The 14,798-nt window shown below is 72.3% G+C and carries 17 protein-coding genes; 7 read left to right on the forward strand and 10 right to left on the reverse strand.

Translation table 11 applies throughout. From position 1 onward, the window contains the following. The first annotated feature begins 144 nt into the window (after positions 1-144). Together FLL47_RS09175 and FLL47_RS09180 are read left to right on the forward strand one after the other, a co-directional pair. A complete protein-coding gene (locus FLL47_RS09175; RefSeq protein WP_144120025.1) occupies positions 145-702 on the forward strand; it encodes a hypothetical protein in 558 nt (185 codons plus the stop codon). Between the two features lie 111 nt (positions 703-813). After that, on the forward strand, positions 814-1,428 hold the full coding sequence (locus tag FLL47_RS09180) for a hypothetical protein (protein ID WP_144120026.1): 615 nt from the start codon (positions 814-816) through the stop codon (positions 1,426-1,428). Positions 1,429-1,434: 6 nt separating this feature from the next. Here FLL47_RS09180 and FLL47_RS09185 read toward each other — a convergent pair whose 3' ends face one another. From FLL47_RS09185 to FLL47_RS09200, 4 genes are all read right to left on the reverse strand, one after another. Further along, positions 1,435-1,887 carry an Lrp/AsnC family transcriptional regulator gene (locus tag FLL47_RS09185; RefSeq protein WP_144120027.1) on the reverse strand — a complete coding sequence of 151 codons (453 nt, stop codon included), beginning with the start codon at positions 1,885-1,887 and terminating at the stop codon, positions 1,435-1,437. Between the two features lie 10 nt (positions 1,888-1,897). Then, complete coding sequence (locus tag FLL47_RS09190; protein WP_144120028.1) at positions 1,898-2,950, reverse strand: zinc-dependent alcohol dehydrogenase family protein; 1,053 nt, start codon at positions 2,948-2,950, stop codon at positions 1,898-1,900. A 106-nt stretch (positions 2,951-3,056) separates the two neighbouring features. Beyond that, positions 3,057-4,046, reverse strand: coding sequence for a quinone oxidoreductase family protein (locus FLL47_RS09195; protein WP_144120029.1), 990 nt, complete (start codon positions 4,044-4,046; stop codon positions 3,057-3,059). 105 nt (positions 4,047-4,151) lie between these two features. After that, entirely contained in the window at positions 4,152-4,514 is a 363-nt protein-coding gene (locus FLL47_RS09200; protein WP_144120030.1) for a VOC family protein, read from the reverse strand. A 146-nt stretch (positions 4,515-4,660) separates the two neighbouring features. Between FLL47_RS09200 and FLL47_RS09205 the strand changes: the two genes are divergently transcribed. Continuing rightward, complete coding sequence (locus tag FLL47_RS09205; protein WP_144120031.1) at positions 4,661-5,722, forward strand: LacI family DNA-binding transcriptional regulator; 1,062 nt, start codon at positions 4,661-4,663, stop codon at positions 5,720-5,722. Positions 5,723-5,771: 49 nt separating this feature from the next. On the opposite strand, the gene FLL47_RS09210 is transcribed toward FLL47_RS09205, so the two are convergent. Beyond that, positions 5,772-6,635, reverse strand: a complete 864-nt coding sequence (locus FLL47_RS09210) for an ATP-grasp domain-containing protein (RefSeq protein WP_246157696.1) — start codon at positions 6,633-6,635, stop codon at positions 5,772-5,774. A 146-nt stretch (positions 6,636-6,781) separates the two neighbouring features. After that, positions 6,782-8,188, reverse strand: coding sequence for an aminopeptidase P family protein (locus tag FLL47_RS09215; protein WP_144120032.1), 1,407 nt, complete (start codon positions 8,186-8,188; stop codon positions 6,782-6,784). A 167-nt stretch (positions 8,189-8,355) separates the two neighbouring features. On the opposite strand from FLL47_RS09215, the gene FLL47_RS09220 reads away from it, so the two are divergent. Beyond that, a complete protein-coding gene (locus FLL47_RS09220; protein WP_144120033.1) occupies positions 8,356-8,781 on the forward strand; it encodes a hypothetical protein in 426 nt (141 codons plus the stop codon). A 25-nt stretch (positions 8,782-8,806) separates the two neighbouring features. Continuing rightward, positions 8,807-9,763 (forward strand): phosphotransferase family protein, encoded by a 957-nt coding sequence (locus FLL47_RS09225; protein ID WP_144120034.1) that lies wholly within the window; start codon positions 8,807-8,809, stop codon positions 9,761-9,763. A 51-nt stretch (positions 9,764-9,814) separates the two neighbouring features. On the opposite strand, the gene FLL47_RS09230 is transcribed toward FLL47_RS09225, so the two are convergent. Then, entirely contained in the window at positions 9,815-10,390 is a 576-nt protein-coding gene (locus FLL47_RS09230) for a DUF4126 family protein (RefSeq protein ID WP_144120035.1), read from the reverse strand. Positions 10,391-10,613: 223 nt separating this feature from the next. Here FLL47_RS09230 and FLL47_RS09235 point away from each other — a divergent pair, with 223 nt between their 5' ends. After that, a complete protein-coding gene (locus FLL47_RS09235; RefSeq protein WP_144120036.1) occupies positions 10,614-11,294 on the forward strand; it encodes a DUF899 family protein in 681 nt (226 codons plus the stop codon). A gap of 76 nt (positions 11,295-11,370) precedes the next feature. Here FLL47_RS09235 and FLL47_RS09240 read toward each other — a convergent pair whose 3' ends face one another. After that, the gene (locus tag FLL47_RS09240) at positions 11,371-12,585 is read right to left on the reverse strand and encodes an ROK family transcriptional regulator (protein ID WP_144120037.1); all 1,215 of its coding nucleotides are present in this window, start codon (positions 12,583-12,585) and stop codon (positions 11,371-11,373) included. Between the two features lie 64 nt (positions 12,586-12,649). Here FLL47_RS09240 and xylA point away from each other — a divergent pair, with 64 nt between their 5' ends. Further along, on the forward strand, positions 12,650-13,834 hold the full coding sequence (gene xylA / locus FLL47_RS09245; RefSeq protein WP_144120038.1) for a xylose isomerase: 1,185 nt from the start codon (positions 12,650-12,652) through the stop codon (positions 13,832-13,834). A gap of 154 nt (positions 13,835-13,988) precedes the next feature. Here the strand turns inward: xylA and FLL47_RS09250 are convergent, their stop codons facing one another. Further along, positions 13,989-14,171 carry a hypothetical protein gene (locus FLL47_RS09250; protein WP_144120039.1) on the reverse strand — a complete coding sequence of 61 codons (183 nt, stop codon included), beginning with the start codon at positions 14,169-14,171 and terminating at the stop codon, positions 13,989-13,991. 98 nt (positions 14,172-14,269) lie between these two features. Then, positions 14,270-14,704, reverse strand: a complete 435-nt coding sequence (locus FLL47_RS09255) for a DoxX family protein (protein WP_144120040.1) — start codon at positions 14,702-14,704, stop codon at positions 14,270-14,272. Between the last annotated feature and the right edge of the window lie 94 nt (positions 14,705-14,798).

Raw genomic sequence — 14,798 nt, forward strand, 5'->3', positions numbered from 1 at the left:
CCCGGCCCACGACCGCGACCCGCCCGTTCCCATCGACGCAGCCACGGTCGCCGCACGAGAGGAACAGCGTTGTCGACCGACCTACTCGGAGTTCCAGCGGCGCACGACACCCGCCCCGGACCCATCCGGCGGACACGGCGGGCGGTGGACCTGCTCTTCGCGGTCTTCGCGCTGCTGAGCCTGGTCCTGGCGTACGGCATGCTGATCTGGTTGGTGATCTCGCTGACCGAGCCGGACCGGTGGACGCGCGAACGACCCGACGCCGGTGAGGCCGCCCTGCACTGGGGTCTGCACCTGGCGTCGCTGGGCGTGCTCGTGCTCGGGCTGACGACCCTGGCGTTCCACCTGTTCCTTCAGCGGGCGGAGCCTGAGGACGACACCGAGGACCGCTGGCTGATCGCGGCCCGCGCCGCCGCCGGGACCGCCGTGTGGCTCGCTCTTGCGCTGACGGTGCTCCGCCGGTTGATGTTCACCGACTTCACCGATCCCGAGCGATGGACGGCGACGGCGTACATCGTCGGCGGGACCCTGCTCGTGGTGACCTCGCTCGTGCTCGCGGTGTATCTGCGCGGTTTTCCCGCCGAGCGCCGGTTCCGCATGGCCCGGCTCACGATCGGCGTCGGCATGTGTGCGCTGAGCCTGGTCACGTTGCTGGTGTCGGCTCTGCTGATCCCGTGGGGGGTCCCCTGCTGCCCCTACTAGAACCGCGGGTCGGCACCCGGCCGGCGGAACGCTAACGCCCCGCTAACACCACGTTGGACAGACTCCCACCGGGTGACCGCGGTCCGCGGTCGGGAGCGAAACGGTGGTGACATGACCGATCCGGCGACGGGCACGACGACGCAACTGCACCTCGGCATGCTCGCGTGGGCCTCCGCCGCGGCGGCACGGCGACTGCTGTACCCGTTCTTCGCCGGCGTGGCAGGCATCGGCGGCACCGTGATCTTCGCGGCGATCGGCTGGACGCTCGTCGGGATGGTGCTGCGCTCCGACCCGGACGTGATCATGCGTTACTGGCTGTGGCACATGGTCGCGGCGGCACTGCTCCCGGCCGGCCTGGGTGTGCTGTCGGTGCAGCTGTTCCACCAGGTCGGCGACGGCGAGGGCGCCGAGCGGGCCTGGCTGGTGTGGGCGCAGGTCAGCGCCGCCCTCGCGCCGCTACCCGGCCTGGTGCTGATGATCGCCAGGCCGCTGCTGTTCCAGGGCTACGACGTCCACGAACGCTGGGGCGTGCCCGTGCTGCTCGCCGGCGGGATCGCGCTGGCAGGCGCCGTGGCGGCCGGTGTCCGCCACGTACGGCGGGTGCCGGCACGCCTGCGGCCCGCGGTGGTCCGGCTGGCGACCGGCGTGGCCATGGTGGCGACCGGCCTCACCGCGATCGGGCTGACCGCGCTGTACCTGCCCGCGCCGCTGCCGTGCTGCCCCTGATAGGGCTCACTCCGCCAGGTGGATGCGGGGTGCGCGCTGCTCGAACGGGGTGGACAGCACCACGGTCGTACGCGTGGTGACGTTGGCCGAGGTGCGGATCTCCTGCAGCAGGCGCTCCAGGTCGACCGGTGACGCGACGCGTACCAGCAGGATGTAGAAGTCCTCACCGGCCACCGAGAAGCACGACTCGATCTCGGACAGGTGCGCCAGGCGCTCGGGGGCGTCGTCGGGCTGCGCCGGGTCGAACGGGCGGATCGCCACGAACGCCGTCAGCGGCAGGCCGATCGCGTTGTAGTCGACGCGCGCGCCGTACCCGGTGATGACGCCGCGCTGCTCCAGCCGGCGTACCCGCTGGTGGACGGCGGACACGGACAGCCCGACCTTCTCGGCCAGGTCCGTGTACGACATGCGCCCGTCAGCGGTCAGGGCCGAAACGATGGCCTGGTCGGTCTCTTCCACGGCGCTCAAGCTACACCGACCCGCCGTTCGGGCGCACCAGCACTTTCAGCGCCTTCCGATCGTTCATCGCGGCATATCCGCCGGGCACCCCGTCGAGATCGACGGAGGAGTCGAAGACCGGCGACGGGTCCAGCGTCCCGGCCAGCACGTCGGCGAGCAGCTCCGGAATGTACGCGCGGGCGGGTGCGACACCGCCGCGCAGCGCCACGTTGCGGCCGAACATGTCGCCGATGTCGACGCCCGCCGAGCCGCCGTGCGGCACGCCGACGAAGCCGACCGCTCCGCCGTCGCGGGCCACCCCGATCGCGGTACGCATCGACTGCTCGGTGCCGACGGCCTCGATGACCGCGTGCGCGCCCTGCCCACCGGTCAGCTCCCGCACCACGGCGACGGCCTCGTCGCCGCGCTCGGGCACCACGTCGGTCGCGCCGAACCGCCTGGCCAGCGCGGTGCGGGAGTCGTGGCGACCCAGCGCGATGATGCGCTCGGCGCCGAGGCGGTGCGCGGCGAGCACGCCGCACAGGCCGACCGCGCCGTCGCCGACCACGGCGACGGTGCCGCCCTTGCGAACCCCGGCGGAGAGCGCGGCGTGGTGGCCGGTCGACATCACATCGGACAGCGCGAGGATCTTGACGAGTAACGCGTCATCGAGCCCGGACGGCAGCTTGACCAGGGTGCCGTCGGCGTACGGGACCCGCACGGCCTGACCCTGGCCGCCGTCGGAGCCGGGCTGGCCCCAGAAGCCGCCGACCGGGCAGGAGGTGTGCAGGCCCTCGCGGCAGAACTCACAGGTGCCGTCGGACCACACGAACGGGGCCACCACCGTGTCACCGGGCTTGACGCCGGTGACGTCCGCCCCGGCGGACTCGACGACGCCCAGGAACTCGTGTCCGATGCGCTGTCCCGGCTCGCGTGCCGCGACGCCCTGGTAGGCCCACAGGTCACTGCCGCAGATACAGGCGTGCGTCACCCGGACCACGGCGTCGGTCGGGTGCACCAGGACCGGATCGGGCACGTCCTCGACCCGCACGTCGTGCGGGCCGTAGATCACCGTTGCGCGCATCTGATCATCGTAGTCGCGGCGGTTCGTCCCGGTCGCCGGGATACCCTGCGGCGCGCGGCGCGACGGTCACATCGTTGCGCTGCCGCCCGATGGTGCGCGGGCCCGGTCAGACCGCGAGCAGGACCCGCCCGAAAGGTTGGCACTCGGCGAGCAGGTGCTGCGCCGCGGCCGCCTGTGCGAGCCGGAACACCTGTGCCACCGACGGGTGCAGGTCGCCGGCGGCGAGCCGGGCGAGCAGCGTGGTGTTCGCGGCGTTCACCTGCTCGGGGGTGAACGCCGCGAACCGGAACCCGTGCAGGTGGGCGTTCCTGCCGATCAGGTCGATGACATCGGTGGCGGCCAGGATCCCGGCGGCGTACCCGATGCTGACCAGCGTGCCGTCCACGGCCAGGCAGCCGAGCGCCTGTCCCGTGAGCTGCCCGCCGACGCCGTCGAGCACGACGTCGACGCCCCTGCCGCCGGTGAGCCGGGTGACGCCGTCGCGCAGCGACTCCCGGGACAGGTCGATGACCTCGTACCCGGCGGCGCGGCCCTGTTCGGCCTGGTCGGTGCCGGTGGCGGTGGTGATCGCGTGGGCCGCGCCGAGGACCCCGGCGACCTCGACACCGCCCTGGCCGACCGCGCCGCCGACGCCGGGCGCGAGCACGGCCTGTCCGGGACGGAACGCGGCCAGCGCGGTCAACGCGAGGTAGGCGGTGAGATGACCGGCCCCGGTGGTCAGCGCGGCCGCGGCCTCGTCGTCGACAGTATCGGGCACGACGACCAGGTTCGCCGGGTCGACGGCGACGTACTCGGCCCAGCAGCCGTCGGCGCCGACTCCGTAGCGGCCGCCGCTCACCGCGACGCGTGCGCCCCGCGGGAGACCGGACGCGCCGGGCTCCTCGACGACCCCGGTCCCGGTGCCACCGGGGCGGATCGGCAGCGGTTTGTGCAGGACCGGGGCAAGATGGCCGGCGCGCACCGTCTCGTCCAGCGGGCTGACCCCGGCAAGCATCATCCGGACCAGCACCTGCCCGTCAGCGGTGGTCGGCCGGGGGGCCTCGACCAGGTCGAGCACGTCGTAGCCACCGAAGTGGTCATACTCGATCGCTCGCACGGCGTGACTCCTCACCGGTGGATGCCGCCCCGGTCTACTGCCCAGCGGCTCCATTGTCCCAGCGTGCGGCCGGCCCGAAGGCCGGATCGGCGATCGGGGCGCGGCTCAGTGCCGCTCGCGGAGCAGGCAGAACTCGTTGCCCTCGGGGTCGGTGTACACGGTCAGGTCCTCCTGCTCGCGGACCAGCGTCGCACCGGCGGCGACGATCGCGGCCCGTTCCTCGTCGTCGGCCACGATGTCCAGGTGGATGCGCCCGACCGGGAGCAGGTCGAACGCCTGCGCGAGCCACACGTCCGGCTCGGTGCCCGACGGGTCGTGCAGCAGCACCGACTCGCGCTCGGCCAGGCTGCGCTCGGCCAGTTTCACCGCGTCCTCGTCGACGACGGGCAGGCCGGTGACCAGGCTCCAGAAGGGCGCCATCAGGTATGGGTCGCGGCAGTGGATGACGACGGAGGAGATGTACGGCATGGCGGCCACCCTAGCCGGGTAGACGGTTTCGGCCGACCGGATAACCGAGCGGTCTTGACATCGCTGCCTCGCGGCCGCTTACCGTGTGTAGCCGCCACCGGTTCGGTACCGGTACCGCGAGACGGCGTGGTTTCTCGGAGGTCCACATGCGCGTGACGATCGCCGACGTCGCCCGGCTGGCCGGAGTGAGCAAGGCGACGGTGTCGCGGGTGCTCAACGGTCGGCCCGACGTCGAGCGGGCCACCCAGGCCCGCATCGAGGAGATCATGGCCGAGACCGGGTACGTGCCCAGTTCCCGCGCCGTCGACCTGGCCCGTGGGCGCACCCGCACGGTCGGGGTGCTCGCCCCCACGCTGCGCACGCCGTGGATGCCGGAGCTGCTACAGGGCGTCGCCGACGTGGTGGAGCCGTCCGGTTACGGCCTGCTGTTGCACTCGGCCGCGGGCGGTGGCCCGGCGCTGGAGCGGTTCGCGGCGAGCGTGCGCGGCCACGCGGTGGACGGCGTACTCGCCGTCGACCCCGGCGCCGCCCTGGACCACCTGCGTGACCTGCACCAACAGGGCCTGCCCGTGGTCGTGGTGGACACCGGCGGCAAACGCGCGCCGCTGCCGTCGGTCGGCGCGGACTACACCGACGGCGGACGCCGGGCGGCGGAACTGCTGCTGGCCGCGGGTCGGCTGCGCCTCGCCATGATCACAGGACCTGCCGAGGACCCGGCCGGAGCCGCCTGCGCCGGCGGGTTCGCCGATCTGCTCACCGGCACCGGGGCGGTGCTGCGGGCCAGTCACGTGACCGAGGCCGACGGGACCGAGCAGGGCGGCTTCGACGCCGTCCAGCGCCTGCTGCGTGCGCGGTTGTTCTTCGACGGCCTGTTCGTGCACGGTGATCCGATGGCCGCCGGCGCGCTGCGGGCCCTGCAGGAGGCCGGCCGGCAGGTGCCCGGCGAGGTCGCCGTGGTCGGTTTCGGCGACGTCCCGCCCGCCGCGTACACCGTGCCGCCGCTGACCACGGTGCGGGTGCCGTGGGAGGAGATGGGCGCGGCCGCGGCGCGGGCGCTCATCGATCGCCTGCACGGCAAGCACGCCGACGACGACCCGGAAATATTCGAGACATCCCTGGTCAGCCGAGGTAGTACGCCGCCGGTGGGCCGCATCCCCGGGCAGCGCAACCGGCGCGTGGCACGTTCGACGGAGTTGCCCGCCTTCTGATCACGGCACCGGTCACGGAACCGGTACCGGAGCTGTGAACTGCTAATACTCAGTTCAGATGGCCGAGGACGGCGGCTGGATCGACGACGGTCGGCAGGTCGCTGACCTGACCGTCACCGAGTTCGACCACGCGCCACATCCCGTCGTCACGCAGTGCGACATCGGTCGTGACGAACGGATGCCCGAACGCGGCCACCAGCGGGGCGATGGCCGTCAGGTCGGGCTCGTGGAACAGGTCCGGCGTGTCCGGGTGCGGCCCGGCAAGCACCGGCTCACCGCCCACCCACCAGACCCGGGCCTCCACAGTGCGGCCGTCGCGCCGCGCGAACTGCTCGAACCGCCGCACCACGAGACCGCCCTGCAGGAACTCCTCCTGCAGTTCGACCATTCGCGTGACGACCCGATGGGCGTGCGCGACGTCGGTGAGATCGGGGATGTAGCAGGCCTCGGCCCACTCGTGCTTGCGTGACTTGACGTAGTCCTTGACCACGGCGGGTCCGCCGCCCAGCGGCGCCACCAGCTCCGCGACCTGCCCCACGGTGGGCGGCTCGCCCGGCTGCCACGGCGTCCACACGCTCTCTGGCGTCACCTGTGCCAGGGTGGCGTACCAGCCGGGCAGCTCGTGCGCGGCACGGTAGGCGGTCGCGGAGACGCGCAGGGTGACGCCGCACCCGGCGAGCGCATCGGACAGCGCGGCGTAACGGCCGACCGGGATCATCCAGCCGCGGTACCAGACCGAGCCCAGGTCGCGTGGGATGCGGCGGACCGCGGCGGCGACGTCGCCGGCCAGCAGGGCGTCGAGGTCGAGCAGGGCGACGACGGCACCGGCATCCCGCACGGCCCGCGCCTGGATGGCGAAGTGGGGATCGGTGCGGGCCGGGGCGAGGGGGTCGGCGCAGAAAACCACGGTCACGACGGGCCAGCCTAGTCGACCCGGTCCGGCTGCGACGCAACGTTTTCCGCCACCGACGGGGCAGGCCCCGCCCTGCGTCACCGACGCCCGCCGAGGCCTGCCGTCACCGCGAGCAGATCATGCCGTGCCGGACTGTGCCCGAAATGTCAGGAAGCCAGCCTGTGCATCCAGGACTCGACGTCGGCCGCGGTGCGCGGCAGGCCGTCGGACAGCATCCGGTAGCCGGTCTCGGTGATCAGCAGGTCCTCCTCGATCCGGAAGCCCATGCCGCGCAGCTCGGCCGGGATCAGCCCGTCGTCAGGCTGGAAGTAGATCCCCGGCTCGACGGTGAGCACATGCCCGGGGGTGAGCGTCCCGTCGAGGTAGTGGTCCGCCCGCGCCGCGGCGCAGTCGTGCACGTCCAGGCCGAGCATGTGCCCGGAGCCGCACAGGGTCCAGCGCCGGTACAGGCCGCTGTCCTCGTCGAGGGCCTGCTCCGCGGAGACCGGCAGGATGCCGAGGTCGGCGAGGCCGTACGCGTAGACGCGCATCGCGGCGCGGTGGAAGTCGCGGTATGCCGCGCCGGGCACCAGCGCGGCGAGCGCCGCGTCGTTGGCCTGGCGGCACAGCTCGTACAGGTCGCGCTGCAACGGGGTGAAGTGCCCGGAGATCGGCAGCACGCGGGTGATGTCGGCGGTGTAGAGCGAACGCGTCTCCACTCCGGCGTCGAGCAGCAGCAGGTCGCCGTCGCGGACCGGGCCGTCGTTGTCGATCCAGTGCAGCGTCGCGGCGTGCGCCCCGGCGGCGACGATCGAGTGGTAGCCGACCTCGTTGCCCTCCAGCCGGGCACGCTGCCAGAACACGCCCTCCAGCAGCCTCTCCGAGGTCGCCTTCGCTTGCGGCAGAGCACGCACGACGTCCTCGAAGCCGCGGGTGGTGATCGCGACGGCCTGCTCCAGCTGGGTGATCTCCCAGGCGTCCTTGACCAGCCGCAGCTCTGCCAGCACCGCCTTCAGCTCGGCGTCGCCGTGCAGGGGCGCGACCGCGGCGTCGACCTCGGCGTCCAGGCCGCGCAGCACCAGCGTGGGGGTGTCCGGCTTGAGCGCGGCGGACAGCTCGTCGCGGTGGCGGGTGGTGACGCCGAGCGCACGGCTGCTCTCCCCCAGCGTCGGGCGGCGGCCCGCCCACAGCTCGCCGTAGCGGCGGTCGCGGAAGAACTCGCCGTTCTCCCGAGCGGAGCGCGGACGCAGGTAGAGGGTGCTCTCGCCGTCCGGTTCGACGACGAAAACGCCGTCGCTGGACTGATCGCCGGACAGCCACACGTATGCCGAGTGCGCCCGGAAGCGGTAGTCCTGGTCGTTCGAGCGCGACTTGAACGTGCCTGCCGGGACGACGATGCGGTGCCCGGGGAACGCCTGGTGCAGCCGGGCGCGCCGGGCCGGCGTCCACGCGGCGACCTCGGCCCGCGGCAGGTCGTGGTGCTCCGAGTCGAGCCAGCCCGTACGCATGAACTCGTCGAGCGCCGCCGACACGGGCAGGTCGTGGCTACCGGTGTGGAATCGCTGCTCCGCCATGCCGAGGACAGTACCGCATCCCTTTCAGCTCCTTACCCTCCCAGAAGGAAGGGCACCTTCTTATCGGTATACGTAGTGGAGGGGCACCTTGTTAACGCCTCACCCGCTGCCGCCAGCGCGTTCACGTCAGGGCATCCGCCGGGCCGGACCCTCGCTAGAATCCCGCCATGTCCACAGAGCTGGATGCCGCCCGCGTCCTGACGCCGAGCACCCCCGGCCGCCTGACGACCAGGTTGCAGTTCACACTCGCCGCCGTCTACTTCCTCGCCGTCGGGGTGGCGCTGGGCCGGGCGGCCCAGTTCTCGGGGAGGCTCTACATTCCGCACCAGGGTGACCGGTACACCGGCAACGCCGACCTGTGGCCCGGCGGACTCGCCGCGGTATGGCCGGCGCTCATCGTCGTGATGACCGCCGTGCCGCTGCTCACCGGGCTCACTGCGGTGGTCGCGGTCGCACAGCTCACCACGGCACGGTTGCGCGCCGACCGCGCACGCTGGCGGTTGCTGCTGGCGAGCACTGTGCTGTCCGGGCTCGTCCTCGCGGCGTCGCTCACTGCGCAGGCGCAGTTGGTGCTCGGCTGGCTGCTGGACTAGCGGCCGAAGCCTCCATACCCGAGCGATGACGCGCAAACCGGACCTGCCCCCGGCTGCGGTGCGGTCCGTCCTGCATCGTGCGTTCGGCCGCGCCGTGCCGGTCGACTTCGCACGCGCCGTCGACGGTGTCTCCACCCAGGTGTATCGGGTCAAGCGCGGCACGCAGACGTTCTACCTGCGTATCGCCGAGCACCCGGACGAGAACCTGGAAACCGACGCGATCCTGCATCAGCACCTGCGCGACCTGGGGATCAGCGTCGCGCAGGTCGTCTACGTCGAGCCGGGCGCCATGTCGCTCGACCGCTCCCTGATGATCACGACTGAGGTGCCCGGAGTGCCGCTCGCTGCGCTCGACACACTTGAGGACGCCCGCGCCGCCGTCGCCGCAGCCGGGGAGGACCTGGCCCGCCTCAACCGCATAGCCGTGGACGGGTTCGGCTGGGTGGAACGCCACGGAGCCGGCTGGCCGCTGCGCGCCGAGTACGACGCCTACCCGCCGTTCCTCGTCTCCTACCTGCCAGACCCTTGGCCGGGCCGGCTGGCCGCGCTGCTGCCGACGCCGATCCTCGCCGCCGTCGCGGAGATGATCGAGCAGGAGTGCCGCCACCCGCCGCACCGCGCCCGGCTGGCCCACGGCGACTTCGACACGACAGCCGTGTTCTGCGCGGACGGGCGATACACCGGTCTGATCGACTTCGGTGAGATCCGCGGCGCGGAGCCGACGTTCGACCTCGGGCACTTCTGCCTGCAGGACGAGCAGTTCGTGCTGCTGCCAGCCCTGGTCGTGGGATATCAGCGAATCGAGCCGCTGCCGGAGGACCACCGGCGAACGATCCTGCGCAGCGCGGTCCTGCTCGGGCTGCGACAACTGTGCCGGTGGTTCGGGCCGACCCACCGGTACGCCCCGGACCACCCGGCGGTCGTCCACCGCGCTCGGCGGATCGCGGATCTGGTCGGGCTGCACGGCCGCGGAACGTGGTGACGTCCCGCGGCTGCGGGGCGCCCGCGCCGGGTGCCCCGCAGCCGGGTCAGGTCAGCCGATGAACCCGAACGCGGGCTCGCGCTCCTGGACGGCGGCGGCGGCGGGCTCGGTGTCGGCGTCGTCTGTGACCGCCACCGCGAACGCGGCCAGGCCAACCGCGGTGACGTCCTCAGCCAGTGCCCAGTAGCGGTCGGGCAGGTTGGTCCGCTGATCGAGTGCCGCCCGCAGGTGGTAACCGCCGAAGGCGCCCAAACCCGCACCGGCCGCGCCGAGCGCCGCACCGGCCACGGCGCGGCTGAAGCCGCGCTCGTCGGACCAGCCCAGCAGCCCGCCCGCCAGACCGCCGAGGGCGAGCCGGGCCAGCAGCGGGCCCCGGTTGAGCCGGCTGGGGGTGCTGGGCAGCTTGTCGGCGACGAGTTCGGTGGCGGCCGTGGCGACCAGGCTCTTGCGCACGAGCGGGCTGGACAGCACCTGACCCTGCACCATCGACGAGAAGCCGCGACCCTTCTTGCCCTTCTTCCTGCCGCCCCGGCTCATGGCCACCGCGAGCGCGGCCAGCCCGAGCTGCGAGCGCATCCCCGTGGCCATGCCCAGCGCCAGCGGCCGCAGAACCGTGATCGCACCCATGCCTACAGGCTATGCCCGCCGCCGCCGCGCCGAGGCCTGGTCGGCGACCCCGACCCCGACCTGCCGTTCGGCCGTTTCGACCGCCATCGCCTGCGCAGGGCGATAGTTTGGGCGGCGGACACCTCACCGGGCCGATGTCGACCCGCCCGCCGCTCCCACCGTCGCAGATCGTCGACGTGGCGGCGGCCGCGACTCGGCGAAGACCACGTCATCGAGGGTGATCATGCGCCAGACGAACCTCGCCGGGGAGTCGGCCGACTACCTGCACGCCCGCGAACAACTGCGGCTGGCGGAGATCGAGCTGATGCGGCACCGGGAACGGGTGGCCGAGCTGCGCCGGCAGCTGCCGCCCGGCCCCGTCGTGGACGATTACGAGTTCCTGACGGGTCCCGCGGACCTGGCCGCCGGTGACGAGCCGGTCACCACGGTGCGGCTGAGTGAACTGTTCACCGGGCCCGGCCGTGATCTGGTCGTCTACCACCTCATGTACGGCAAGCGGCACACCGAGCCCTGCCCCATGTGCACCATGTGGCTCGACGGGTTCAACGGCGTCGCCCGGCATCTCGGGCAGAACGTGGACCTCGCGGTCGTGGCCGCCGCTGATCCGCCCGCGCTGCGCGGACACGCCCGGTCCCGGGGGTGGACGGGCCTGCGCCTGCTGAGTGCGGGGTCGAGCAGCTTCAAGTTCGACCTCGGCAGCGAGGACGCCGAAGGCGAGCAGGATTCGACGGTGTCGGTGTTCACCCGTGACGACGACGGTTCGGTACGGCACGTCTACTCGGCCCACCCGCGGATGGCCGACGACATCGACGAGCGGGGAATCGACCTGCTCTGCCCGGTCTGGCACGTCCTCGACCTCACCCCCCGCGGCCGGGGCGGCTGGAACGCGGGCCTCGACTACTGACGCATCGCGGCCCGTGCGGCCTCTGCCACCGGTGCGTCGAGCCGTGCGGCCTCGGCACCGGACCGGGCAGCCGGGCCTACCCTGCGGGAGTGGCGCGGACGGCGAGGAAGCGGGCCGGGTCGTCGAGGATGGCCTGGGTGACCGCGCGGGCCGCGCCGACCAGGGCGGCATCGGAGCCGAGCGCGGAGGCGCGCACCTTCGCCGGGGCCCAGCGGGCGGTGATCACACGCCGGGCCAGCTCGCGCTCGATGGCGGGCCGCAGCCAGTCGATCAGTTCGGCATAGTGGCCGCCGAGCACCACCGTGCCGATGTCGAGCAGGTTCACCGCCCCGGACAGCGCCACACCCAGCGCCGTGCCCGCGTGTTCCAGCGCGTCCAGCACCGGGCCGCTGCCCTGGCGGGCGCCGTCGACCAGGTCGGCGAGCACCGCCCCGCCCGCGCGCAGGCCGGCGGCGGCGCGGATGGCCTCCTCGCCGGCGTACTGCTCGAGGCAGCCCCGGGAGCCGCAGTGGCAGTCAGGGCCCTGCGGGTCGATGGTGACGTGGCCGATCTCTCCCGCCCAGCCGTGCGAACCGCCGAACAGCTCGCCGTCCAGCACGATGCCGCCACCGATGCCGATCTCACCGGAGACGTAGAGGAAGCTGCGCAGCCCGGTGGCGTGCCGCTCCCCCAGCGCGGCCAGGGTGGCCTCGTTGGCGACGTCCAACGGCAGGCCGCGCAGGCCGCCCAGGTCCTCCGGCCGGGGCAGGGCGACCTGCTGCCAGCCGAGGTTGGGGGCGATCCGGATGGTGTCGCCCTCGACCAGGCCGGGCACGGCGATCACGCCGCCGGCCGGGGTCAGGCCCTGCACCGCGACGGCGGCGACGGCGTGGTCGGCCAGCTCGGCGAGCGCCTGCCAGGTCTGCGCGGGGCTGTGCTCGCGCTGATCGAGGTGCCGCACCTCGCGATGGCGTACGGCGCCGGTGAGGTCGACCGCGCACACGGCCAGGTAGTCGACGTTGACCTCCATGCCGAGCCCGGCCGGTCCGGTGCCCGCGGGCACGATGCCGGTGCCGGGCCGGCCGACGCCGGAGCGGGACACGGGCTCCAGTTCGGCGACCAGCCCGCCGGCGATCAGCTCGTCGACGATGGTGGAGACGGTGGCCCGGGTCAGCCCGCTGGCCGCCGCGATCTCGGCCCGCGACGGCGGCCGGTTCGAGGCGGTGACATGACGCAGCACCAGCGCGAGGTTGTGGTCGCGCAGGCTGCGTTGGCGCACCGGATCGTCTCGGCGCGGCGGGCGGGGCGGCATGGTCTTGACAATGCCACACCCTATAAGTTCAATGGCTGAACAAACAAGATTTCAAGGAGATGACATGACGCAGCCGACTCCGGCGGACAAGTTCGCGTTCGGCCTCTGGACCGTGGGATGGCCCGGCCGGGACCCGTTCGGCGACGCCACCCGCGAGCCGATCGACCCGGTCGAGTCCGTGCACCGCCTCGCCGAGCTGGGCGCCTACGGCGTCACGTTCCACGACGACGACCTGATCCCGTTCGGCTCCGAGGACAGCGAGCGCCAGCGCCTGATCAAGCGTTTCCAGGCCGCGCTCGCCGAGACCGGCATGGTGGTGCCGACGGCGACCACCAACCTGTTCACCCACCCGGTCTTCAAGGACGGCGGCTTCACCAGCAACGACCGCGCCGTGCGGCGGTACGCGCTGCGCAAGGTCATGCGCAACATGGACCTCGCCGCCGAGCTGGGCGCGCAGACCTACGTGCTGTGGGGCGGCCGCGAGGGCACCGAGTACGACGGCTCCAAGGACGTGCGCACCGCGCTCGAGCGCTACCGCGAGGGCCTGGACATGCTCGCGCAGTACAGCATCGACCAGGGCTACGGGCTGAAGTTCGCGCTGGAGCCCAAGCCCAACGAGCCCCGCGGCGACATCCTGCTGCCGACGATCGGCCACGCCCTCGCGTTCATCGACAGCCTCGAGCACCGCGACATGGTCGGCCTCAACCCCGAGGTCGGACACGAGCAGATGGCGGGCCTGAACTTCGTGCACGGCATCGCACAGGCGCTGTGGCACGGCAAGCTGTTCCACATCGACCTCAACGGCCAGCGCGGCATCAAGTACGACCAGGACCTGGTGTTCGGTCACGGCGACATCGTCAACGCGTTCTTCCTGGTCGACCTGCTGGAGTTCGGCGCCGCCGACGGCGGCCCGGCGTACCACGGCCCGCGCCACTTCGACTACAAGCCCTCGCGCACCGAGGACCTCGACGGCGTATGGGCGTCCGCGGCCGCGAACATGCGTACGTACCTGCTGCTCAAGGAGCGCGTCGCGGCGTTCCGGGCCGACCCGCGGGTCGCCGAGGCCCGCGCCGCCGCCCGCTACGACGAGCTGGCCGTGCCGACCCTGGGCGCGGGCGAGACCTACACCGAGCTGCTCGCCGACCGGTCCTCGTTCGAGGACTTCGACGTCGACGCACAGGCCGCCAAGGGCGGCGCGTTCGTCCAGCTCAACCAGCTGGCGCTCGAGCACCTGCTCGGCGCCCGCTGATCGTCGCCGAACAAGATCGCCGTTTCGTGTCGGTTCGCCCTGTCGAACAGCGCGTCGACACGAAACGGCGATCTCCCGGGCAGGTACGTCGGCGGGCAGCGGCCATGGCGCGGCGGATCCATACTCGAACCGACCTGTGAAACCACGCTTCGGGTCATTCGAGCAGAAGGCCGGCGCACAGGCAGAGCACGCCGAGCACCACACCGACGATGATCCAGGTGATGGGGTCCAGCTCCCCGGTCTGGACGTCCTCGATCAGCCCGAGCAGCACCGGGACGACGGCGGCCAGCACGCCCAGAACCACCACGCCGAGACACAGCAACGCGAGGATCTCCATGATCCCTCCAGGGCCGACGCGCGATCACTGCGGTCGATGTTATGGCCGCCGTGCGACAACCGGTGCGCGGACCGGGCTCCGGCCCGCGCACCGTCCGATCAGGAGGCGGTGACCAGCGAGCCGCGCTGCTCGGAGTCACGGCGGCGCAGCAGGCCGTCGAGCGAGAAGGCGCCCGGGCCGAGTACCGCGACGATCAGGAACGACCAGCAGAACAGGGCGGCCGCCTCGCCGCCGTTGTTCAGCGGCAGCAGGCCCTGGGTCTGGTGCACCACGAAGTATGCGTACGCCATGGAGCCGGAGCAGAGCAGTGCGGCCGGCCTCGTCGCCAGCCCCGCGATCACCAGGATGCCGCCGGCCAGCTGGATGAGCGCCGCCCACCAGCCGGGCCAGGCGGCGAACTCGACGGCCTGGCCGGAGCCGCGGTTGCCGCCGAACACGCCGAACAGCGAGGCCGCGCCGTGGAACGCGAACAGCAGGCCGAGCACGACCCGGAACAGCGCCAGGGTCACGGCAGCGGATCGGGCAGAGGACATGAAGGTCTCCTCAGGTGAGATCTGATGTCGTTGCCCGGACGCGTCCAAGATTAGATTGATTGATTCCCACCTGGCAATGTTCATCCCAATGGGC

It is taken from the genome of Catellatospora sichuanensis (genome assembly GCF_007483665.1).
In the GTDB taxonomy this organism is placed as follows: domain Bacteria; phylum Actinomycetota; class Actinomycetes; order Mycobacteriales; family Micromonosporaceae; genus Catellatospora; species Catellatospora sichuanensis.